A 22,881-nucleotide genomic window follows, 5' to 3' on the forward strand; every position below is an offset into this window, starting at 1 on the left:
TCGTATAACTCTTAATAATTATTATGATACAATATTGACTTTGATTAAGTCGATTTTAACTTTTACTACTTGTATTTTTAGAATGAGATTTAGTAATTTGCCATCTGGTTCGGGTATATGTTCTATAATTTCTACTCAATTTACCAAACTCTCATGGAGATAATTCAGTTTCCGGTCTACCTATGGGTGTCTTGTGACTAGTGTGGATTCAGACATACCAACTTTAACCTATAAAAACTATACCATATTTTAAACTTTTTACTGTAAACCTATGATGGACAAATCCTACACAAGTAACCATAATCGTGGTTACGTAGGTCAGGTTGGGACTTCTCAACCCCAGTCACTTGTGTGGAATGCGTTACGCGTTCTATCAATGCTGGTAATGGTATTGCTGTTGAGTAACTCAGCAGCATGGGCGCAGGGTCGTACGGTTACAGGAACAGTAACCGATCCAACAGGGTCAAAATTACCGGGTGTGAGCGTACAGATCAAGGGCACTCAACGTGGTACCAATACTGACGCTGAAGGCAAGTATAGTATAACGAATGTACCTGATAATGCGACACTGGTTCTAAGCTTTATCGGTTACACGACTCAGGAAGTTGCGGTCGGCAATCGGACAACGGCAGATGTGAAACTGCTCGATGATACAAAGGCTCTAGAAGAAGTAGTCGTTGTCGGTTACGGTACGGCCAAACGGAAAGATCTGACCGGTTCGGTTGTACAGGTAACGGCGAAAGATTTCAACGCCGGTGTGAACCCCAACCCGCTGCAAGCCATTCAGGGTAAGGTAGCTGGTCTGGTTATTACATCGCCTTCAGGTGATCCCAACCAGTCGCCAACGGTCCGTCTGCGGGGCTACACGTCGCTAGCTGGTGGTAGCGATCCCCTTTATGTAGTTGATGGTATGATTGGTGTTCCAATTAGTACAATCAGCCCAAGCGATATTGAATCGATGGACGTACTGAAAGATGCTTCTGCGGCTGCTATTTACGGATCACGGGCAGCCAACGGCGTTATTCTGGTCACGACCAAGCGCGGTAAGGCAGGCAAGACAACAGTATCATTCAACAACTATGTTGGGATTGCTGTCATCTCTAAACGGTTCGATATGTTGGACGCACAAGGGTACCGTGATGCAGTCACGTCTATCAAAGGTGCATCGGCATTGTCTGATTTACAGCGCTTCCCAACTGGTAATTACAATACGGACTGGGTGAAAGAAATTACGCGCACTGCTGTTACCAACAACCACGATTTGGCTATTGCCGGTGGTTCACCCAATTTCAGCTATCGTGGTTCGTTGAACTACATTAATCAACAGGGGCTTGTTAAGAAAAGTGGTTTTGATCGGGTTACTGGCCGGATTAACCTCGACCAGAAAGCGTTCGACAACCGTTTGAATGTTCAGTACAATTTGTCGTATTCGGAAACGAACAAAGATTTTCCGGACAATGGCAACACAGGTGCCCCGAGCGTAGGTGGTTTCTTGAACCGCGCTACAACATTTCTGCCTACATTACCCGTGCGCAATGCAGATGGTTCTTACTATGAGGTAGGTGGTAGTTTCGATTTGTTTAACCCGGTAGCCGCCTTAGAAAACTCGGTCAACACAGCTGTTCAACGGTACTTACAGGGTGGTGTTACCTTACGGTATGAAATTTTGGACGGACTTACATTGGGTGTAAGCGGACAATTGCAGCGTGACAATACCACCAGTCAATACTACACAAATCCAACCATCAAAGCTTTTGCCGCTAACAACGGACGGGCGGGTCGCAACTTCACGGAGTCTAATAACCAGTTATTAGAAACGACAGTAAACTATACAAGAGGGTTCGGTGCACAGAATAGCAATTTCTCTGTACTGGGAGGCTATTCGTTCCAACAGTTTGACAACGATGGTTTCGGCGCGGCTAACAACGGTTTCTTAACCAGCAATGTCAATTTTGACAATCTGGGCTTAGGCTCAGGTACACTTGTATTACCCTCTAACAACTACGCGTTTTCTTACCGGAATCAAAGTAAATTGATCTCGTTCTTCGGTCGGGCAACGGTTAATTTGAATGATCGGTACAATGTGACGGCTACAATACGTCGGGATGGTAGCACTAAATTTGGTGCTAACAACAAATGGGGCGTTTTCCCATCGATCGGTGCTGGCTGGACGATTACGAACGAATCGTTCTTTCCAAAAAGCAACACGCTTAACTTCCTGAAACTGCGTGCTGGTTATGGTCAGACGGGTAACTCAGAAGGTATCGCTGCTTACAACTCGATTCAGTTGTATGGTCAGAAAGGCACTTATTACGATGGTTCATTGGGTGACTTCCTGCCTGGCTACGGTATTACACAGAATGCGAATCCAAACCTGAAGTGGGAAGTACTTGGCTCATCGAATATTGGATTAGACTTCCAATTATTTGGTGGTCGGTTTGCAGGTACAGTAGAATACTATAACAAGTTGACTAAAGACTTGCTGTATCAGTACTCCGTGCCAGCTGACGGTGTGAAGTATTTTGCCAATTCTATTCTGGCTAACGTTGGTTCGATGCGGAATTCTGGCTTCGAATTTTCGTTCGGTGGGGACGTTATTCAGAAAGGCGATTTCTCCTGGAATTCTAAACTCGTAGCCGCTTACAATAAGAATACGATTGTGAGCCTCAAAAGTGATGAGTTCGATTCAGGTACTGTTCGCTTTAATGCCTTTGGTGGACGTGGTTTGTCTGACGTATATGCGTCATTCATTACACCCGGTCAGCCTTTGGGCGAGTTCAACAATGTTCCAACTTTTGTTGGCTACAATGCTGATGGTCTGCCATTGCTGAAAGCTGGTTCGGGCGATACACCCGTAACGGATGTATCGAAAGCCGATGCTGCGGCTGCTATTGCTGCCGGATCGCCACTGAAACAGGGTAATCCACAGCCTTTCCTGACGGGTGCTTTCATTAACACGTTCCGCTATAAGGGGTTTGACGTCTATTTCCAGGTACGTGGTACGTTTGGCAACAGTATTCTGAACAACGTTCGGTCGAACCTGCTGCTGCCAGGCTCCATTCTGGAAACAAACATGTTGAAGGAGGTAACAACCTTGCCAAAAGGATACGGTGTAAACGTACTATCGACCAACTGGCTTGAAAGCGGAACGTTTGTTCGCTTCGATAACTGGCAGATCGGTTATAATGTACCATTGCCAGCCAGCAAATACATTACTAACGCTCGTATTTATCTGGGTGGTAACAACCTATTTGTTATCACGAAATACAAGGGGATTGATCCGGAGTTGCAGGTAAAAGCTGATTTACCACAAGGTTCTCAGACACCTAACTCGATTGGTCTTGACAACAGTGGGATCTATCCCAAAACTCGTCAGTTCCAGTTAGGCCTGAATTTGACGTTCTAAACTGATCATTTCACAAACTGGATTAAATCCAAAAATTAATTCGGTTTGTGAAAACTGTTCTAATTAACACATCGTTAATATACCATCTGAGGTTTGCCGATGTAACTAATTAATTATCAAAAACTTCTATGAAAGGAATAACAATAAAAGTGCTTCTGGGCTGTTCGGCGCTGATGCTGGCAGGTCAATCCTGTACAGACCTCACCGAAACAACCTATGACGTCATTCCAACGAGTGGGACGTTTGGTAGTACTGCTGCCCAACAGGCAGCACTTATTGGCCCTCTCTATAATGGGCTGGGTGACTACTATGGTAACTTATCCAACCTGAATACGACGACTGATGAACAGATCGTACCAACTCGGGGTGGTGACTGGAAAGATGGCGACAACTGGGTTCGGTTGTATACCCACACCTGGGACCCTGTTACGGATAATGGACAGTTCAATGGCCCCTGGACCTGGTGTTACAACAACATCACATCTATAAACCAGGTGTTGGGCAATCAAACAGACGTCAAAACTGTTGCAGAACTCAAAGCGTTGCGGGCATTTTTCCATTATGAAGCGATGGACCTGTTTGGCAACGTAATTATTTCGGACGCAGTAGGTGGTGTTTCACCAAAGCAAAGTACTCGTGCAGAGGTCTTCGCTTTTGTTGAGAAAGAACTGTTGGCTGCTTATCCAAATCTGAGCGATGTGTCAGGTAGTGCTTACTACGGTCGTATGAACAAATACGTAGCTGACATGATCTTGGCTAAACTGTATTTGAACGCACAAGTTTACACGGGTACTGCTCGCTGGGCTGATGTAGTAACGCGCACGAACAATGTTATCAGTTCGGGCAAGTTTCAAATTGTTGGTGATTTTTTCAGCAACTTCATTACGCAGAACCAGAACTCGCAGGAAATCATCCTGGCAACGCCTTTCGACAAATCGAAACGGACAGGGTTCCGGCCACAGATGCAGAACCTTCATTATCTGAACCAGTTGACGTACAACCTGGGTACAGCGCCGTGGAATGGTTTTGCAACAGTAACCGAGTTTTACAACTCGTTCGATGATAAGGATATCCGCAAAAAAATGTGGATTGTCGGTCAGCAGTACAAGGCAGATGGTACCGCTATACAGGAAGATGGTGGTGTTCCGTTTGCATTCAATCCAGAAATCCCGGCGCTTGTTTTACCAGCAGGTGCGACTGGACGGATGGCAGGTGCGCGGAGTCAGAAATACGAGATACAGAAAAACAACAGTTTTACGGAGCAGGACAACGACTTCGTTGTGTATCGCCTAGCTGATGCATACCTGATGCGGGCTGAAGCAAATCTCCGACTAGGGAACACGGCACTTGCTCTTACGGATGTTAATGTGATTCGTAAACGGGCTGGCATGGCCGACTTCACATCTATAACGCTGGACGATATGTTGGCTGAACGTGGTCGTGAGTTTGCTTTTGAATACCACCGTCGCCAGGATTTGATTCGTTTCGGTCAGTTCACGAAGGCTTGGCGTTTCAAACCAGCCTCGCAGTCTTACCGTACGATCTTCCCAATTCCGAGGGATCAGCTGTCGTTGAATCCAAACCTGAAGCAAAATCCAGGGTATTAATTTCTAGTATACAACGAAAAGAGCAGGCTCATACGGGCTTGCTCTTTTTGGTTTTAAGGGGCTAATTAAAAGCCTATTAATTGCTGGAAAATGCAAACGGAGTACGTATAATTCCTTATTTTTGTAGTCCCTTTCTCTACGCTGCCTCAACTCTACCTTTTACATCATTCGTTACGGTACGTTTTCATTCATGTAGTTGTGTTAATGCGCATTAGTCTATTCTTTCTGGCAGTCATTCTTTTGTTTGGTTGTCATTCCGAACAACCAAACCCAGCCGATTCGCTCTTTCAAAAACTGTCTCCCGACGAGACGCAGATTCACTTCGCCAACACCGTTACTGACGATAAAGAGTTTAACATCTTCAACTATCGTAACTTCTACAACGGAGGTGGAGTTGCCATTGGTGATGTCAACAATGATGGTTTATCGGATGTGTTGCTAATTGCCAATATGGGCGATAACAAGCTCTTCTTGAATAAAGGTAAGCTAACCTTCGAGGACATCACGACAAAAGCGGGCGTCGCCGGTCAACGCGCATGGAGCACAGGAGCAACGTTCGCTGACGTGAATGGGGACGGTTTGCTCGATCTTTACGTGTGCAATGCGGGCATAAGACCCGGTGATAAACGGGGTAATGAACTTTTTATCAACAACGGAGTCGGTCCGAACGGTGTTCCTACATTTACGGAGCGGGCTGCTGAATACGGTCTTGTCGATGGCGGTTTCTCGACACATGCTGCCTTCTTCGATTACGATCGTGACGGCGACCTTGATATGTACCTTCTCAATAACAGCTTCATGCCCGTTGGTCGGCTCGTTTATGCCAACATCAGGGAACAGCGGGACTCGTTGGGTGGTCATAAGTTGTTTCGGAATATGACTGTTGAGCGCGGTGCTGTGAAGGCAGGTAAAATGCCTTCTACCGTATTCAAGGACGTTTCTGAAGAAGCGGGTATCTATGGTAGTTTGATTGGTTTTGGGCTGGGCATAACCATCGGCGATGTGAACGAAGACAACTGGCCGGACATTTACATTTCCAACGACTTCTACGAACGCGATTATCTGTACATCAATAATCAGGATGGCACATTCCGGGAGTCGATAAAAGAGTCCATGCCCCACACAAGCCTGTCGTCGATGGGAGCTGATGTCGCCGATATCAATAATGATGGTCGCCTTGATATTTTCATCACGGATATGTTACCCGGCAATGATCGGCGGTTGAAAAAGACGTCCACATTTGAGAGTCACGATCTGGAACAGATTAAAGCGGGCCGGGATTTCCATTATCAGATTATGCAGAACATGCTCCATCTGAACCAGGGTAATCAGCCTGGAAATGCCGGATTACCCGTTTTCAGCGATATCGCGCGATTTGCGGGCATTCAGGCAACCGACTGGAGTTGGGGCGCACTGATTTTCGATATGGATAACGATGGCCTGAAAGATGTGTTTGTCGCGAATGGTATTGCTAAAGACGTTACAGATCAGGACTTTGTGAATTTCCTGGCCGATCGTGAAAACATGGCTCAGATTGCCCGGCAGCGTTCGTTCAATTTTAAAGAATTCCTGGATAAAGCACCCTCCGAAGCGGTTCCGAACTACGCTTTCCACAACGAAGGAAATCTACAGTTCGTAAACAAAGCCGTCGATTGGGGCCTATCCGAGCCTGACTTTTCTAATGGGGCTGCTTATGGCGATCTGGATAATGATGGTGATCTGGAACTGATCGTAAACAACGTCAACGCGCCAGTCGCCATCTATCAGAATCGATCTGTCGAGAATCTCAAAACTAATTATCTGAAAGTAAAACTGGACGGAAAAGGACTGAACCGCAATGCTATAGGCGCGCGCGTTTTTGTCTATCAGCACGATGCATCCGATAAACCACAAATGCAGCTATTACAACAAATGCCTAATCGTGGTTTTCAGTCGTCGGTCGATCTTAACATGGTATTTGGCCTCGGCAATCAGCCGCAATTGGATTCGGTCGTCGTGATATGGCCTGACGATCGGATGCAGACACTGCAACGACCGAAAGCGAACCAGATGCTTACGTTGCGTCAACAGGATGCGACGCAGATTTGGAAACCGGTCAGGACCACTCAAACGCCAATTTTTCAGGATAATACTACGAAGTCGGGTTTGAACTTCGTACACAAGGAGAGTCCATTTGTTGATTACAACCGCGATGCGTTGGTGAAACAGCAGTTTTCGACGCAGGGTCCCGCGCTGGCAACCGGCGATGTGAATGGCGATGGCCTGGACGATGTTTTCTTCGGCGGAGCCAGTGGACAACCGCACCGATTATTCGTTCAGCAGGGGGGGCGGTTTGTCGATAAAACGCCACTCGCTATACGGCAGGATACAACCTACGAAGCGGTAGACGCGGTTCTGTTCGATGCGGATAAAGACAATGATTTGGATCTTTACGTCGTTTCAGGTAGCAATGAGTTCGGGGCAGAGGCCGATGAGTTACTGGATCGACTATATATTAATGACGGTGAAGGCGCATTTACACGCTCAGAATCGGGCCTACCAAACCTGAGAGCCAGTGGTTCGTGTGTCACGGCTGCCGACTACGATCAGGATGGCGACATTGATTTATTCGTGGGTTCACGGATGATTCCGGGTCAGTACGGTGTCAATCCGGCCAGCTATCTACTTACGAATGATGGTACGGGAAATTTTAAGAATTATACTAAACGCATATTGCCCGACGTAGATCAACTGGGTATGGTTACGTCAGCAACGTGGGCTGATCTCAATGGTGACAGGTACCCGGAGCTAATTGTGGTAGGAGACTGGGAGCCGATTCGCATCTTTGAAAACAAGCATGGGAAATTAAGTCAGAACGCTGAAATGACTATTGTCAATGCGGCAGGGGAAAGTCCGAAGACGAACGGCTGGTGGAATTGTGTTACCGCAGGCGATGCTGACGGCGACGGCGACCTCGATCTGGTCATTGGAAATCTGGGTCAGAATTCACGTATCCGGGCTACCCAAACGATACCCGCTGAACTGTACGTTAGTGATTTCGACCATAACGGCACGATGGAGCAAATTATCAACTGCGCCGATGAAACGGGAGAATTGTACCCGATGGTGCTTAAAAGTGAATTGCAGAAAGAAATGCCCAGTATCAAAAAGAAATTTGTAAAGTTTAACGACTACGCAGGTAAAAAAATCAGTGATCTGCTGGACGAAGATCAACTGAAACAGGCTATTGTCAAGCAATCGTTCATGAGCAACTCGGTACTGTTGATCAACGATGGGAAAGGGAAGCTGACGTTGCAGGTGCTGCCTGCTGAAGCCCAGTTCTCGCCGATGTGCAGTGCAACCTTTCTGGATTACGACGGTGACGGTCATACTGATCTAGTACTGGCCGGAAACTTTTTTGATGTGCTTCCCGAAATAGGCCGTTATGATGCCAGTTATGGAGTCGTTCTGCGCAATGAAGGGAAAGCCAATGGGCATTCGGTGACGTATACATCGATAAATCCGGCGGTATCCGGTTTCTTTGTGCGGGGCCAGGTCCGGCGCATGAAACGCCTGGCGCAGGGACAACTGATTCTGGCCAAGAACAACGACCGCGCTCAAGTATTTACGCTCAAGGCACCCACTCCCAACGGCGCTAAAGCCGCTGTAACCCAATAAACAATTGATGCTGTCGCTAAGCAGACACGTGTCAATGACTTACCTACAATGAAACAAATTGGTTTATTGATACTGGTCAGTAGTGTACTACTGACTGGTTGTAATTCACTCAAGTCAGAAAAGCCGCTTTTTCAAGCCCTTGATTCAACCCAGACGGGTGTTGGTTTCGTGAACCATCTCGTGCCGTCGGAGAAATTGAACATACTCGATTACCTGTACTTCTACAACGGGGGCGGTGTATCCGCGGGCGATATTAACAATGATGGACTAACGGACCTGTATTTTGTCTCGAACCAGGGGAAGAATAAGCTTTACCTCAACAAAGGCAATTTCAAGTTTGAGGATATAACCGCCAAAGCAGGTGTTGAAGGGTTTTCGGACTGGCAGACTGGTTCAACAATGGTAGATATTAACGGCGACGGATTCCTTGATATCTACGTCTGCGCTGTTGGGAACTTCCGGGGGCTTGAAGGCGCGAACGAATTGTATATCAATAACGGTGACAACACATTCACCGAAAAAGCAGCCGACTACGGGCTCGACTTTACAGGCTTCTCCACCCAAGCTGCTTTCTTCGATTATGACCACGATGGCGATCTGGATTGCTACCTGCTTAATCATGCTGTGCACACGTCCCGCAGTTATGACCGCGTTTCGGCCCGTAATCTGCGCCACAACGAGTCCGGTGATTATCTATACGAAAATCAATTGATAACTAAAGCCGGGAAAGCACCGGCGGGGAAAACGGCCCGTTTTGTCAATGTAAGCGAAAAGGCCGGCATCTACGGGGCTGCTATGGGTTATGGCTTAGGCATAGCAGTTGCCGATCTGAATAACGATGGTTGGGAAGACTTATACGTTTCAAACGATTTCCACGAGGACGACTATTATTACATCAACAATCAGAATGGCACGTTCACGGAGAGCGTCCGAAAAGCGTTTCAGCATACCAGCCGGTTTTCGATGGGAAACGACGTGGCCGATGTAAACAACGATGGCTTTGCCGACATTATGACACTCGACATGTACCCGGAAGACGAAGTCGTCGAAAAGTCATCGCTTGGTGAAGACCCACTCGATATTTACTTCTACAAGCTGGCCTACGGTTACATGAACCAATATAGCCGGAACTGCCTTCAACTGAATTTGTCGGGGAAGAAGTTTATGGATATTGGGTCTATGGCGGGCGTGGCGGCTACGGACTGGAGCTGGTCACCGCTGTTGGCTGATTACGACAACGATGGCATAAAAGACTTGTTTGTGGCTAACGGTATTGTTCACCGACCCAATAACCTGGATTATGTAAAGTTTGCCGCTGATGATTCGTTGCGGTATGCGATGGAAACGTCGCGTTCGCTCGACAACCGGGCTGTCAAGCTTATGCCCGAAGGTAAGGTACATAATTATCTGTACCGGGGAACATCAACCTTACAGTTTGAAGACAAGTCTACCGCCTGGGGTTTCCAAACCCCCAACTTTTCGAATGGGGCGGCTTACGCGGACCTGGACAATGACGGCGATCTGGATCTGATTACGAACAACATTGACGACCCGGCGGGATTGTATCGAAACGATGCCAATGAGGTCTTTCCAAATAACAAGCATCTGACCATTAAGCTGAAAGGGGATGCGCCAAATACGTTTGGCGTAGGAGCGAAGGTGATTCTCAAGTACAACGACACGACGCTTGTCCAACAGCTGATGCCAACGCGAGGGTTTGAGTCGTCGGTTGCGCCCGAATTGTTGTTTGGTATCGGACAACATGATTCGGTCGATTCCCTTATTGTCATCTGGCCGAACCAGCAGATGGAAATTCAGCGGAATGTAAAGGCTAACCAAACAATCACGTTACAGCAAGCCAAAGCGAAGCTGGATGGAAAAAACTTCCGCTACACGGCTCCCGCAGTCTCTCCGCTGTTTGCTGATATAACCGCGAACGATTCGATCCCTTACAAGCACAAAGAAAACAAGGAGTATTTCGATTTTGTGCGTGAGCCCTTGATGCCGTTTGAACTATCGACCGAAGGACCGCATCTGGCCGTTGGTGACGTAAACGGCGACGGACTGGAGGACATGTATGCGGGTGGTGCCAAATGGCAGGTTGGAAGCTTATTGATCCAGCAGCCTGACGGACGCTTCAAATCGTCTGTTCAGCCGGCATTTATCACTGATTCTACGTATGAAGACGTGGATGCTGTATTCTTCGATGCGGATGGTGACAAGGATCTGGATCTGTATGTCGTATCGGGTGGTAACGAGTTCTATGATAAAATGCCCGAACAGTTCGACCGGCTCTACCTGAACGATGGCCGGGGGGAATTCAGCCGGGCTCCCAGTGCACTTCCGCCGATGTATGACAGCAAAAGCTGCGTCCGACCTGTTGATGTCGATAAGGATGGCGATCTGGATTTGTTTGTGGGTGGTCGCGTAATGGGTTTCAATTACGGTAAATCGCCAAACTCGTACTTATTGATTAACGATGGGAAAGGCCATTTTTCAGATCAAACCGACAAACGGGCTACTGGCCTTCGGAAAGCAGGCATGATTACCGACGCCGTATGGGCTGATTACGACGGTGATAAAGACCCCGATTTGATCGTAGCCGGCGATTGGATGCCTCTTAAGATCTTTATCAATGATAAAGGTAAACTCTCGGAAATCGGCCCAATCACCGAAGGGGAGACGCCCCTGAACGGCTTTTTTCAGCGCATCATTGCCGCTGACTTTGATCGCGATGGTGATATTGACCTGATGGCGGGCAATCTGGGTACGAACACAAAATTTCGCAAAAGACCAGATTCACAGCTACGGATGTGGGTAAAAGATGTTGACAATAACCAGACGACGGAGCAAATTATTGCCTACAACCGGGGCAACGACTGGTATCCCCTGGCGTTCAAAGATGAACTGGGCAAGCAGATGCCCGGAGTAATCAATAAGCGCTTTACCGATTACGTATCATTTGCCGGAAAACCGCTGAATAATGTATTAACCGACAGTGAATTGAAGGATGCCGATGAACTGACCGTCAATCAGTTTGCGTCGGTTTATCTGGAAAATAAAAACGGCAAATTCGTTGTTCATGAACTTCCTATGATGGCGCAGGTGTCGAAATTGTTTGCGTTACAAGCGATCGATATTGATCATGATGGTGATCTGGATGTGCTAGGGGGTGGCAATTTCTACAACGTCAGCACGTATCAGGGACGGTACGATGCCAGTTACGGGCTAGTACTGAAAAATGACGGCAAAGGCCATTTCACAGCCTTGTCACCAGTCGATACCGGGTTCTTGCTCAACGGTGAGATTCGGGATATTCGTCCATTGCAAACCGCACAGGGACCACTGATCGTGGTCGCCAGAAATGGAGCAGGTCTGCAATTGTTTAAGCCGTTAGATTCAGGGAAACCAGCTTTCTAACTGAGTTTTGTCTGGTAATTTCCCTTAATTTTGTAAGTACAGAACAGTTTATAGTTGATCTGTAACACCGTACTAACTTGCTATTCTGAACTATGAACGTACCGTTTCGATTCAGTTTCCTGCTGGCGATCCTGCTTGTTGCGTTTGCCGGATGCCAGAAGTCTTCTTCTCCTGTCGAATACAACGCCAAAGCGGCTAATCCTGAATACTACAATTCGGCTCTGAACAAACTGACGCAGGTTGTCATTCACGATATTTTTTCGCCCCCCGTTGCCAGTCGAATTTATGCCTATGCCAACCTGGCTGGCTATGAAGCACTCGCTCCATTCGATGCTCAGTATGAATCGCTGGGCGGAAAACTGAAGCGCTTTCAGGCGAGTCCAAAGCCGGAACCCGGCAAGGAGTATTGTTTCCCACTGGCCAGCACGCACGCATTCCTGACCGTGGCCCGCGCGCTCACGTTTTCAGTCGAATACTATGATGAATTTGAAAAAACGTTTTATGAGCAATACAAAAAAGATGGTGTGCCCGATGAGGTATATGATCGGTCCATGGCGTATGGTGAAACGGTAGCCAAACACATTCTGGATTATGCTGCGAAGGATAACTACAAACAAACGCGTGGCTTCAAGCATACGGTGACCAACGAAGAGGGAACCTGGGTGCCAACGCCACCGGCTTACATGGACGCTGCAGAGCCTCAATGGAACAAAATTCGTTGCTGGGCCATGGATACGTGTAGTCAGTTTATGCCGCCCCGCCCCTTTCCGTTTAGCTTAGTGAAAGGAAGTCCATACGAAAAAGAACTGGATGAAGTCTATCAGGTTGGGAAGAATCTGGATAAACAGAAACAGGACATCGCCTATTTCTGGGATGACAATGCCTTCGTTATGAACGTGGCTGGACACGTCATGTATGCCAGCAAGAAAATGACGCCCGGTGGTCACTGGCTGGGTATTGCCCAAACGGTGGGTCGTAAAAAGAAATTAACCATGATACAAATGGTTGAAGCCTACGCGTTAACGTCATTTGCCCTGACCGATGGATTTATCTCCTGCTGGGATGAGAAATACCGGACAAAAACGGTTCGGCCCGAAACGGTTATCAATAAGTCGATTGATCCGAAATGGACGCCATTTCTGCAAACACCCCCATTCCCTGAATATCCCAGCGGCCACAGCGTAATTTCAACGGCAGCGGCTACCGTACTAACAAACCTGATCGGGGACAATATTACCTTCACTGATTCAACGGAGTTTCAGTATGGTCACGGCGTTCGGTCATTCAAATCATTTCGGGATGCCGCTAATGAAGCCTCAATAAGTCGTATGTATGGTGGTATTCACTATCGATCGGCTCTGGAGAATGGACAGGTAGAAGGCGAACAGGTTGGCAAGTGGGTCATCCAGAAAATTCGCGCCCGTAAGTCGGCTGTGGCTAGTCGGTAGGCGATTAAACGTCCATAAAAAAAGAACCGTTTTTTTAGGCGGTTCTTTTTTTGTAACTGGCAAATTATAGGTTCACCACTACTTCATCGCTTCCCATGCTATCACGTTTACTACCGTTATTTCTGCTGATCTTACTGGTATCGGAAACAAAGCTCTTAGCGCAATCGTCGAAAGATTCAGTGCGCACCCGGGCGGAACAGAATCGAATTACTTATCGCGCGCTGAGTCGGTCACCGGAAGATTCAACGCGGTCGGTATTTAATTTCAAAGCCGCTCCCTGGTATGTTCGATCGACCCCGTTCCTGGTATATACGGGTGCGGGTAAATCGAGAGATCGCATAGGCCAGAGCATTGAAATCGGTAAAACATTCAACGTGATCGATCTGGGTATCGCGTTCGGCCGAAATACCCTACGACCTGATTCTACGCTTTTTCTGGAAGGTCGGGTTACGATGGACGTGGCGAACTATGGTGTTTTTGCCAACGAGATGACCATTGGCGCCGGTCGGGTTTTCGATCAGCAGGGGAGTTTGATGCTGGAATTGACCTACAACATTATCGCGCAGATCGCTCCCCGCTTAGCTATCGGCCTGACAACGGGCTACTACGATTTCAGCAACGAAACCACCGACTCATCCAAAACATTCTACGGCATCTGTATCCGGTATGGCCTCTTGCGGACAGATTCGGGTTCGCTGGTTCGGATTGGCCGCACCCGGTTAGGACGTACAGGCCGGTCGGGTCACGGTCATGGTCGGTAAGCGTTACGATTCAGGGGCATCGAGCTGACGCTGTAAGGTCTGTAAATTGCCAATGATTGCTTCCAGGCGCTCCGTTTCTTTTTGCAGATTCCGTTTGCCAAGAACGAAATAAGCATACAACATCCAGGCTACATAGGGGATTAATACTACAACGCGGCCCAGCCAGGAGAAATAGCCTAAAATCTCAATAAAATAGAGCGCAAACGCGCCATTGAGAAGCAGGAAGTAAATGGGCCCATTGAATCGAATCATGCGTTTTCGAAAGGCATAGTAGCGTTGCCATTGTGAAAGATGCTCGGCAATCGGAGCCGTTATATCGATCCGGCGTAACCAGTTGTAGGTGCTTAGGTTAATAATGCCCTGTACAGCTGGTATAAGCGCAATCAGAATAACGGCACCATACGTTAACGAGGACTGAAACGTAATACCACTGAAAAAACCAATCCAGATAATGCCAACGGGTGTTAACAAAAGGGCTATGGCAGACATTAATTGCGTTCGTTCCAGTTTTCGCTGGTGACCGTCATTCGTTTTCTTTAATTCGGCACTGGTAAAATCGGCTGGTCGAATGGTTTGTTGTTGCCAGACTCGCTTGAGGTTTTCAAAGTCGTCCATATCGATGATAGATGTCGGTGAGTTGTTGCTTGATCCGGTGAATTTTGACGCGCAGATTACCGTCCGAAATACCGGCAATCTGCGCTATTTCTGTGTAAGGCGTGTCTTCCAGAACGAGCGAAATGATGAGCCGATCGGTTTCGGCGAGTTGGCTGATGCATTTGTAGAGCAGGTTAATCTGCTGGTCTAGCTCGCCTGTCTCTTCCGCGATCTGTTCGCTATGATGCGTTTGGAGCGCATCCGTAGGGCGATGCCGGGCCGTTCTTAAATGATTCAGGCATGTATTGACGGCAATTCGATACAGCCAGGTACTCACCAGCGACTCGCCCTTAAATTTTGCCAGGTTTTGCCACACCTTCACAAACGTCTCTTGAGCAAGATCCTGCGCCTGTGCATAGTCGCCGGTATAGCCTAAGCATAGTTTCAGCACTTTGGGATAATACGTTTGGTGCAGCGTATCGAAGTCCGTAAGTAGGGCCATACGATTCCGAGAATTAATTAGCCCTTTGTAGAAAGTGATCGATCTGCTGATAAAACCACTGCGGATCGTCGTACATAATGAAATGCTTCGTCTGGGCAACCGCTATCGTTTTGTGGCCTAGCTGTTTGTACTGTTCCGTCAAAATTCGCTCGCTCGTTGCCTGGCTATTAAAATACAAACTTCCCAAAACGAGCGTTGGCGACTGGATACGAGCAATGTCATTTCGAAGGTCTGTCAGGCTCATCTCAACAAGCGTATAGCCAAGTGTTCGGCGGTCGCTCAGCGCCGACCAGCGGGCAATTTGCCGCGCTCTTGTCGTATCACTCACCTGCGTAAGCATCGACTTAACCATATTGGTTTCGTAATTGCCGTTTGGCAGGTTCACAAAATTCTGCGCCACGACGTCGGCATTATACATCGGATTTTTTCGGAGCGAATCCGCGTTCGTCGCCGGATTCATCATCGCGGAAATAAACGGTACGCCATCAACACAAATGAGCTTACTAACCAGCGACGGCTCTCTGCTGCTCACCCAAAGGCTCATGAAGGCCCCAAGACTATGACCCATGAGAATTGGTTGACGTAATTTTTTTGTCTTGATGTACTGGATAATCTCGTCGCGCACTGTCGCCAGTACCGGGTTCTTAATGGCTGGAACGCCCGCAAAACCAGGTAGCGTCAGCACATGGCATTCATACCGATCTTTCAAGTGGTCTACTGTTTCATTCCAGACCTCCCCACTACAGGAATAGCCAGGAATAAGCAGAATCGGCTGTCCTTTACCGACGACAACGACGCTGAATGATGTTGGCTGAGCAACACTGAATCGAGCGACAAGCAGTAATGCTAAAAACAAGAACGTTTTCATAATAACAAAGACTGGTTTGGTTGATCAATGAATTGCCGCGTCGGCGCCGTTGCGGTGTTATTGATCATTGGAAACCAGTTTCTGTTGTTTGTTACAGTAAGCTTCGTTTTTTTTTATCCGGCTCTATTGTAGGTTTATAATTAAGAAGGCCATGCCGATTCTGATTAAAGAATTGGCATGGCCTTCTTAATTAGTCTGAAGCGTCGGATGGGGTAACGGAAGAGAGTCAAACGCACATAGCCGCGATACTAAAACAGGCTGACATTGTTGGGTAAACAAGCGACTGTACTACAGGCTGGTAGGACAGAAACTCATAGTCAGATAGCAGGGTAATGCGCAACTACGGAAATGGCTGATTGTCGAAGCCGTCGCGTCTGAAATGAAGATGAATGCTGTCCGGGACAGTTCATAAAACAAATTGGGTCTGTAAGTTATAGATTATGTGAATTCTATAACTTATAGACCCAATTTGTTAAGCGTTAACTTTACCACTGAGCAATTGGCAAATGTGCCGACTGCAACTCTAGGTTAACTTCTTTTGATTGAATTGCCATTTTATTCAAGGAAATATAGATTGTTTTAACGGCGTTTTCGATGCGTTTCCAACCTTCCTCGCTCCGTAAATCAATGCTAATCATTGTGCGATCGTTCTGAGCCATAATCGTCAGATAAGTCATCGCGCCAAGAACAATTGCTGAAATTGCCTGAGTGTCAGCACCTTTAACGAACGATAACTGCTCAACAAGGCGCGTCATTTCTTCGTCCTGTGCTTTAGCCGTTGTTTCCGCGATCGAATCATTTTCGATAACGGTCGCTTTCAGAATCTCACGGGCTGCTTTGAACGTCCGGAAGTAACGGTAAGTCTGAATCACCTGACGATACCAAATACGCGCTACGTCAGATTCTTGTAAAGGACGAATTTGGTCCAGCACAGCTGGATTGAATACTGGAAAGAGTTTACCCATCTTCACATAGTATTCCAGAAGTCCCTCCATACCACCGAAGTAGCGGTAAATCAGTACTTTACTGACATTAGCCTTTTCAGCTACCCGATTGACTCCCACACCTTCCAGACCCCGCTCTGCGATTACTTCTTCCAGCGCTTCTACGATCCGCTGAGTTGTTTTAGCGCGGTTACGTCTGACCTTTTCGTCCTTCTCCATGTATCTAAGAATGCATTAAAATTCAAAACATTATATCAATTTGACGTAATCAGAAAGGCGTGGTCACATTGAGAATGTGCGATCCACAAAATTGTAACGATAGATTACGGGTATTAACACGAATTATAGTACTTCTCTCTTTTATACTTACAAAACGGGTTTATGTACGTTTATCTTGTATTTAACGCTTAACTCGTTTTGTTACAAACCAATATGAGATGTTACTCGATAATACTATCTTGGCAATAGTAAGTATTTTTTGCGCAATTAACAAATTTAATAGTACGAAAATATAGTTATTACAAGATACCATTTTTTCGGATCGAATAACAGAAACATAAAAAAAGCTGCTCACAGTATCGTAAGCAGCTTTTCTTTTCGTGTTCCTGTTGCCCGAGAAGGATTCGAACCTCCACAAACAGAACCAAAATCTGTCGTCCTACCCTTAGACGATCGGGCAATTGCGAGTGCAAAGATAAGGGCCTGAACTAGTCAAAAACAAGTACTGGCCTTAAAAAAATCTGATTTTTGCACCGCTTTTCCGTTTTCTCGCTGACTATCAGTCCGTTCTTTTTTGTTAGACAGCGCTTACAATAGCCTCGGCAGCTATCTTTTTTATTAGCCCCTGCAACACTTTGCCCGGACCACACTCAATAAATTCGGTTGCCCCATCAGCTGTCATACGCTCAACCGACTGTGTCCATCGGACGGGTGCAGTTAATTGGGCAATTAAATTAGCCTTAATAATAGCCGGATCGGTCGTTGGCTGAGCGTTCACGTTTTGGTAAATTGGGCAACGGGGCTCGCTGAAGGTCATTTCTTCAACCGCTCTGGCAAATTCTTCACGGGCAGGTTCCATAAACGGGGAGTGGAATGCTCCGCCGACAGGTAAGGGTAATACCCGCTTTGCCCCCGCAGCTTTCAGTTGTTCTGCCGCCAGTTCTATACCAGCCATGCTGCCGGAAATAACAACCTGACCAGGACAATTGTAATTGGCAGGTACGATGGTTTCGCTAGTAATACCGGCGCAGATCCGCTCGATCACATCGTCGGCCAGCCCTAATACCGCAGCCATACCCGATGGAGCTACTTCACAGGCCTTCTGCATGGCAGTGGCGCGAATGGATGCCAGTGTCAACCCATTCTCAAAGGAGAGTACACCTGCCGCCGTCAAGGCAGATAACTCGCCCAATGAGTGCCCGGCTACCATATCCGGAGCGAACGAATCTGTCGTAAGCGCTAACACAACCCCATGGAGCAGCACCGCTGGTTGTGTATAGATCGTTTGCTTCAACTCCTGCTCCGTTCCTTCAAACATGATCCGGGTCAGATCATAGCCCAGTAGTTGGTTCGCCTGATCGAATAGCTGACGGGCGGCTTCGGAATGTTGATAGAGGTCAAGACCCATGCCCCGAAATTGAGAGCCCTGGCCGGGAAATACGTATGCTTTCATAGACTATAAGGCCAACAAGACATGTGGCCGGATTAACAAATACGGTTTATAGAGATACTAGAGGACCGTGTGACTGACAAATTAACGGGACTCCGTACACTTAGTCAAGAAACTGACGCGATTCAATTAGTAAGATGCTGATTTTTAGTAAGTTGGCAGCAATCTGCTTATAGGCCGTCGGGTAAGCGGAAAATTAAAGGAAAGAACCCGCTTTTTTGATGTGGATGACAAACAAAAATTTGACACACTCTGTTGTGAAAATAACCAGTTTGTCTAATTTTTACCGGCTCTATATTAGACAGAAGTTTGCTGAAAATGGGGTTTAAAGTTGTTTGCATCGGGTTTGTGCTTTAGCTTTGATGCGCCGTTTAAATCGGCTTTTTCTCAATAGTTTACACCAAATTTTCATGTCATTTGCCATATGGCTTGGGTAATACAAACACTATCCAGCTCCCTCGGCCGCAAGGTTATTATGTCGCTGACGGGGCTTTTTCTGAGTAGCTTTCTGATTGTTCACATGGCTGGTAATTTGCAGCTTTTCAAGGGTGATAACGGTCGGGCTTTCAATGAGTACACGTACTTCATGACCCACAATCCGCTTATCATCACTGTATCGTATCTGCTCTACACGTCTATTCTGGTCCATGCGCTTATGGCCTGGATTCTGACGCGCCACAATCAGGATTCCCGTCCTGTAAAGTACGCGTATAGTAAGCCTGAAGCGAACAGCGACTGGTCGTCGCGTAACATGGGTATTCTGGGTACGATACTCTTGTTGTTCATCATCATCCATATGCGGACCTTTTGGTATGAGATGCACTTTGGCTCTGTTCCAATGGCCGAATACGACGGGAAGCAATACAAAGACCTGTACGCGGTCGTGAAAGAGGCTTTTAGTCAGTGGTGGTATGTACTGCTCTATGTAGTCTGCATGATTGCCATTGGTTTTCACCTAGCGCATGGTTTCCAGAGTGGTTTTCAATCGTTTGGTATCCGGCACAAGAAATACACACCCCTCATCGAGTTTGTGGGTAAATATTTCTTTGCTATCGTTATTCCGGCCGCTTTTGCCGCTATGCCGATTTACGTGTTCTTACAGGTTCATGGAATTATATAATGAGTGAAAGAGCAAAAGAGAGGAGGAGCGTTGTTTTTCACTCTTTCATTCTTTCACACTTTCGCCTTTTACTTTTTAAGAAGGTATGAAACTGGAATCTAAAATTCCCGAAGGTCCTCTAGCCGAAAAATGGAGTCGGCAAAAATTTGGCTTGAAGCTGGTGAATCCAGCCAATAAGCGTAAATATGAGATCATTATCGTGGGCACTGGCTTGGCTGGTGCATCAGCGGCAGCTTCACTGGCTGAGTTGGGGTACAGTGTCAAAGCATTCTGCTTTCAGGATAGCCCCCGTCGGGCTCACTCCATTGCGGCTCAGGGTGGTATAAATGCCGCTAAGAATTACCAAAACGATGGCGACAGCGTATTCCGGCTGTTCTACGATACGGTCAAGGGTGGCGATTATCGCGCTCGGGAAGGTAACGTACACCGGCTGGCTGAAGTCAGTGTCAATATCATTGACCAGTGCGTAGCGCAGGGCGTGCCGTTCGCTCGTGAATACGGTGGTCTGCTGGCAAACCGCTCCTTCGGTGGCTCGCAGGTATCGCGTACGTTTTATGCGCGTGGTCAAACTGGTCAGCAATTGCTGTTGGGTGCCTACTCGGCGTTGAGCCGTCAGGTTGCCAACGGTAAAGTGAAATTATACCCACGCACCGAAATGCTCGACCTTGTGGTTGAGGGTGGAAAAGCGCGCGGTATCATTACCCGTAACCTGATTACGGGTAAAATCGAATCTCATTCCGCGCACGCCGTGCTGCTTTGCACGGGTGGCTATGGTAACGTATTCTACCTGTCAACGAATGCGATGGGATCGAATGCGACAGCTGCGTGGCGGGCGCACAAAAAAGGTGCTTTGTTTGCCAATCCCTGCTTTACACAGATTCACCCAACGTGTATTCCGGTATCGGGCCACTACCAGTCGAAACTGACACTGATGTCGGAATCGCTGCGGAATGATGGCCGGGTTTGGGCACCGAAGTCGAAGGAAGATGCGCAGAAAATTCAGAAGGGTGAGTTGAAGGCAACCGACCTGGCCGAAGATGCGCGCGACTACTTCTTGGAGCGCCGTTATCCGGCTTTTGGTAACCTCGTACCACGTGACGTAGCATCTCGTAACGCTAAGAATATGTGCGACGAAGGTCGTGGCGTTAGTAAAACCGGTCTGGCTGTTTATCTGGATTTTGCCGATGCGATCAAACGCGACGGGCAGAAGACGATCGAGGCTAAGTACGGTAACCTCTTCGAGATGTACGAAAAGATCACCGGCGAGAACCCATACGAGACGCCGATGATGATCTACCCCGCTGTTCACTACACGATGGGCGGTTTGTGGGTCGATTACAACCTGATGACAACGATTCCGGGTCTGTACGCGCTCGGCGAAGCGAATTTCTCCGACCACGGAGCTAACCGGTTGGGTGCTTCGGCGCTGATGCAGGGACTAGCCGATGGTTATTTTGTCATTCCCTATACGGTTGGTGATTACTTGGCAACGATTGGTCCTGCCGACAAAATACCGGTCGATGCGCCTGCATTTAAGGAAGCAGAAAAGAAAGTGCATGACCAGATCGAACGCCTTTTAGCCATTAAAGGGGAGCGTCCGGTTGACGACCTGCATAAAGAATTAGGCCATATCATGTGGGAGTACTGCGGCATGGGCCGTACTGCCGAAGGGCTGCAAATTGCCCGTGAGAAAATCAAGGCACTTAAGAAGGAGTTCTGGACAAATGTCAGAGTGTTGGGCGATTCGCAGGAAATGAACCAGGCCCTGGAAGGTGCTTCACGCGTGGCCGATTTCATCGAATTAGGTGCGCTGATGGTTGAAGATGCACTGAATCGGAATGAGTCCTGTGGTGGTCACTTCCGCGAGGAGTACCAGACGCCCGATGGGGAGGCCCTCCGTGACGATGAGAACTACGCTTACGTAGCCGCCTGGGAGTTTCAGGGTGAAGACAAGCCTGAACTGCTCAACAAAGAGGAGTTGGTGTTCGAAAACGTGAAACTGACACAGCGTAGTTATAAATAAGTTTTCAGAGATAAGCCTTTCGTTTTAGCTGCTAATGGCGTAAAAAGTCATTGGCGATTAGGAACAGAGACTTGAAAACGCTCAAACAATGAAGATTAATCTAAAAGTCTGGAGACAGAAAAATAGCAATACAGAAGGTAAACTGGTTGAATATAATCTGGATAACGTATCGGAAGATATGTCGTTCTTGGAAATGTTCGACGTACTGAATGACTCTCTCACTCGAAAAGGAGAAGATCCGGTTACCTTCGACCATGACTGCCGCGAAGGCATCTGCGGTACGTGTTCAATGTACATCAACGGTCGGGCGCATGGACCGCAAACGGGGGCAACAACCTGCCAGTTGCACATGCGTTCGTTCAACGATGGCGATACCATCGTGGTAGAACCCTGGCGGGCGCGGGCTTTCCCGGTCATCAAGGATCTGATGGTAGACCGTTCAGCGTTCGACCGGATCATTCAGTCGGGTGGGTATGTGTCAGTCAATACGGGTTCGGCTCGTGATGCAAACGAAATACTGATTCCTCGTACCATTGCCGATGAAGCAATGGACGCGGCTGCCTGTATCGCTTGTGGAGCCTGCGTAGCAGCTTGCAAAAACGCGTCGGCTATGCTGTTTGTATCGGCTAAAGTATCTCAATTAGCTATCTTGCCACAAGGGCAGGCTGAGCACAAGGAGCGGGCCGAACGCATGGTTGCTCAGATGGACTCTGAGGGATTTGGTGCCTGTTCGTTTACCGGTGCCTGTTCCGTAGAATGTCCGAAGTCTATCTCGCTGGATCACATCGCACGGATGAACCGCGAATATCTGGGCGCAAAACTAACCTCGAACAACGCGTAGCGATAACGTACGTCAGGTATA

The 22,881-nt window shown here is 47.6% G+C and carries 14 protein-coding genes and 1 tRNA gene; 9 read left to right on the forward strand and 6 right to left on the reverse strand.

Going from position 1 to position 22,881, the window contains the following annotated elements; translation table 11 throughout:
- Window positions 1–271: 271 nt before the first annotated feature.
- The 6 genes from GK091_RS02120 to GK091_RS02145 all read left to right on the forward strand — a co-directional run bounded on the left by GK091_RS02120 (window position 272) and on the right by GK091_RS02145 (window position 14,299).
- Entirely contained in the window at window positions 272–3,406 is a 3,135-nt protein-coding gene (locus GK091_RS02120) for a SusC/RagA family TonB-linked outer membrane protein (RefSeq protein ID WP_164034974.1), read from the forward strand.
- A gap of 128 nt (window positions 3,407–3,534) precedes the next feature.
- Window positions 3,535–5,013: a RagB/SusD family nutrient uptake outer membrane protein gene (locus tag GK091_RS02125; protein WP_164034975.1), complete on the forward strand. Its 1,479-nt coding sequence runs from the start codon at window positions 3,535–3,537 to the stop codon at window positions 5,011–5,013.
- A gap of 204 nt (window positions 5,014–5,217) precedes the next feature.
- A complete protein-coding gene (locus GK091_RS02130) occupies window positions 5,218–8,670 on the forward strand; it encodes a VCBS repeat-containing protein (protein ID WP_164034976.1) in 3,453 nt (1,150 codons plus the stop codon).
- Between the two features lie 48 nt (window positions 8,671–8,718).
- Window positions 8,719–12,090 (forward strand): VCBS repeat-containing protein, encoded by a 3,372-nt coding sequence (locus tag GK091_RS02135; protein ID WP_164034977.1) that lies wholly within the window; start codon window positions 8,719–8,721, stop codon window positions 12,088–12,090.
- Window positions 12,091–12,182: 92 nt separating this feature from the next.
- On the forward strand, window positions 12,183–13,538 hold the full coding sequence (locus GK091_RS02140; RefSeq protein ID WP_164034978.1) for a vanadium-dependent haloperoxidase: 1,356 nt from the start codon (window positions 12,183–12,185) through the stop codon (window positions 13,536–13,538).
- A 95-nt stretch (window positions 13,539–13,633) separates the two neighbouring features.
- The gene (locus tag GK091_RS02145) at window positions 13,634–14,299 is read left to right on the forward strand and encodes a hypothetical protein (protein WP_164034979.1); all 666 of its coding nucleotides are present in this window, start codon (window positions 13,634–13,636) and stop codon (window positions 14,297–14,299) included.
- Between the two features lie 3 nt (window positions 14,300–14,302).
- Here the strand turns inward: GK091_RS02145 and GK091_RS02150 are convergent, their stop codons facing one another.
- From GK091_RS02150 to fabD, 6 genes are all read right to left on the reverse strand, one after another.
- Window positions 14,303–14,914: a hypothetical protein gene (locus GK091_RS02150; RefSeq protein WP_164034980.1), complete on the reverse strand. Its 612-nt coding sequence runs from the start codon at window positions 14,912–14,914 to the stop codon at window positions 14,303–14,305.
- Entirely contained in the window at window positions 14,901–15,395 is a 495-nt protein-coding gene (locus tag GK091_RS02155; protein ID WP_164034981.1) for an RNA polymerase sigma factor, read from the reverse strand. The genes GK091_RS02150 and GK091_RS02155 overlap by 14 nt, the downstream gene beginning before the upstream one ends.
- Window positions 15,396–15,408: 13 nt before the next feature.
- Window positions 15,409–16,263: an alpha/beta fold hydrolase gene (locus GK091_RS02160; RefSeq protein WP_164034982.1), complete on the reverse strand. Its 855-nt coding sequence runs from the start codon at window positions 16,261–16,263 to the stop codon at window positions 15,409–15,411.
- Between the two features lie 485 nt (window positions 16,264–16,748).
- On the reverse strand, window positions 16,749–17,426 hold the full coding sequence (locus GK091_RS02165) for a TetR/AcrR family transcriptional regulator (RefSeq protein WP_170312619.1): 678 nt from the start codon (window positions 17,424–17,426) through the stop codon (window positions 16,749–16,751).
- Between the two features lie 389 nt (window positions 17,427–17,815).
- A tRNA-Gln gene (locus GK091_RS02170) sits at window positions 17,816–17,886 on the reverse strand.
- Window positions 17,887–18,003: 117 nt separating this feature from the next.
- A complete protein-coding gene (gene fabD / locus GK091_RS02175) occupies window positions 18,004–18,879 on the reverse strand; it encodes an ACP S-malonyltransferase (protein ID WP_164034983.1) in 876 nt (291 codons plus the stop codon).
- Window positions 18,880–19,300: 421 nt separating this feature from the next.
- On the opposite strand from fabD, the gene GK091_RS02180 reads away from it, so the two are divergent.
- The 3 genes from GK091_RS02180 to GK091_RS02190 all read left to right on the forward strand — a co-directional run bounded on the left by GK091_RS02180 (window position 19,301) and on the right by GK091_RS02190 (window position 22,860).
- Window positions 19,301–19,996 (forward strand): succinate dehydrogenase cytochrome b subunit, encoded by a 696-nt coding sequence (locus tag GK091_RS02180; protein WP_164034984.1) that lies wholly within the window; start codon window positions 19,301–19,303, stop codon window positions 19,994–19,996.
- 85 nt (window positions 19,997–20,081) lie between these two features.
- Window positions 20,082–22,019, forward strand: a complete 1,938-nt coding sequence (locus tag GK091_RS02185) for a fumarate reductase/succinate dehydrogenase flavoprotein subunit (RefSeq protein ID WP_164034985.1) — start codon at window positions 20,082–20,084, stop codon at window positions 22,017–22,019.
- An 88-nt stretch (window positions 22,020–22,107) separates the two neighbouring features.
- Window positions 22,108–22,860 carry a succinate dehydrogenase/fumarate reductase iron-sulfur subunit gene (locus tag GK091_RS02190; RefSeq protein WP_164034986.1) on the forward strand — a complete coding sequence of 251 codons (753 nt, stop codon included), beginning with the start codon at window positions 22,108–22,110 and terminating at the stop codon, window positions 22,858–22,860.
- The last annotated feature ends 21 nt before the right edge of the window (window positions 22,861–22,881 follow it).

The organism is Spirosoma agri, from assembly GCF_010747415.1.
Lineage (GTDB): Bacteria > Bacteroidota > Bacteroidia > Cytophagales > Spirosomataceae > Spirosoma > Spirosoma agri.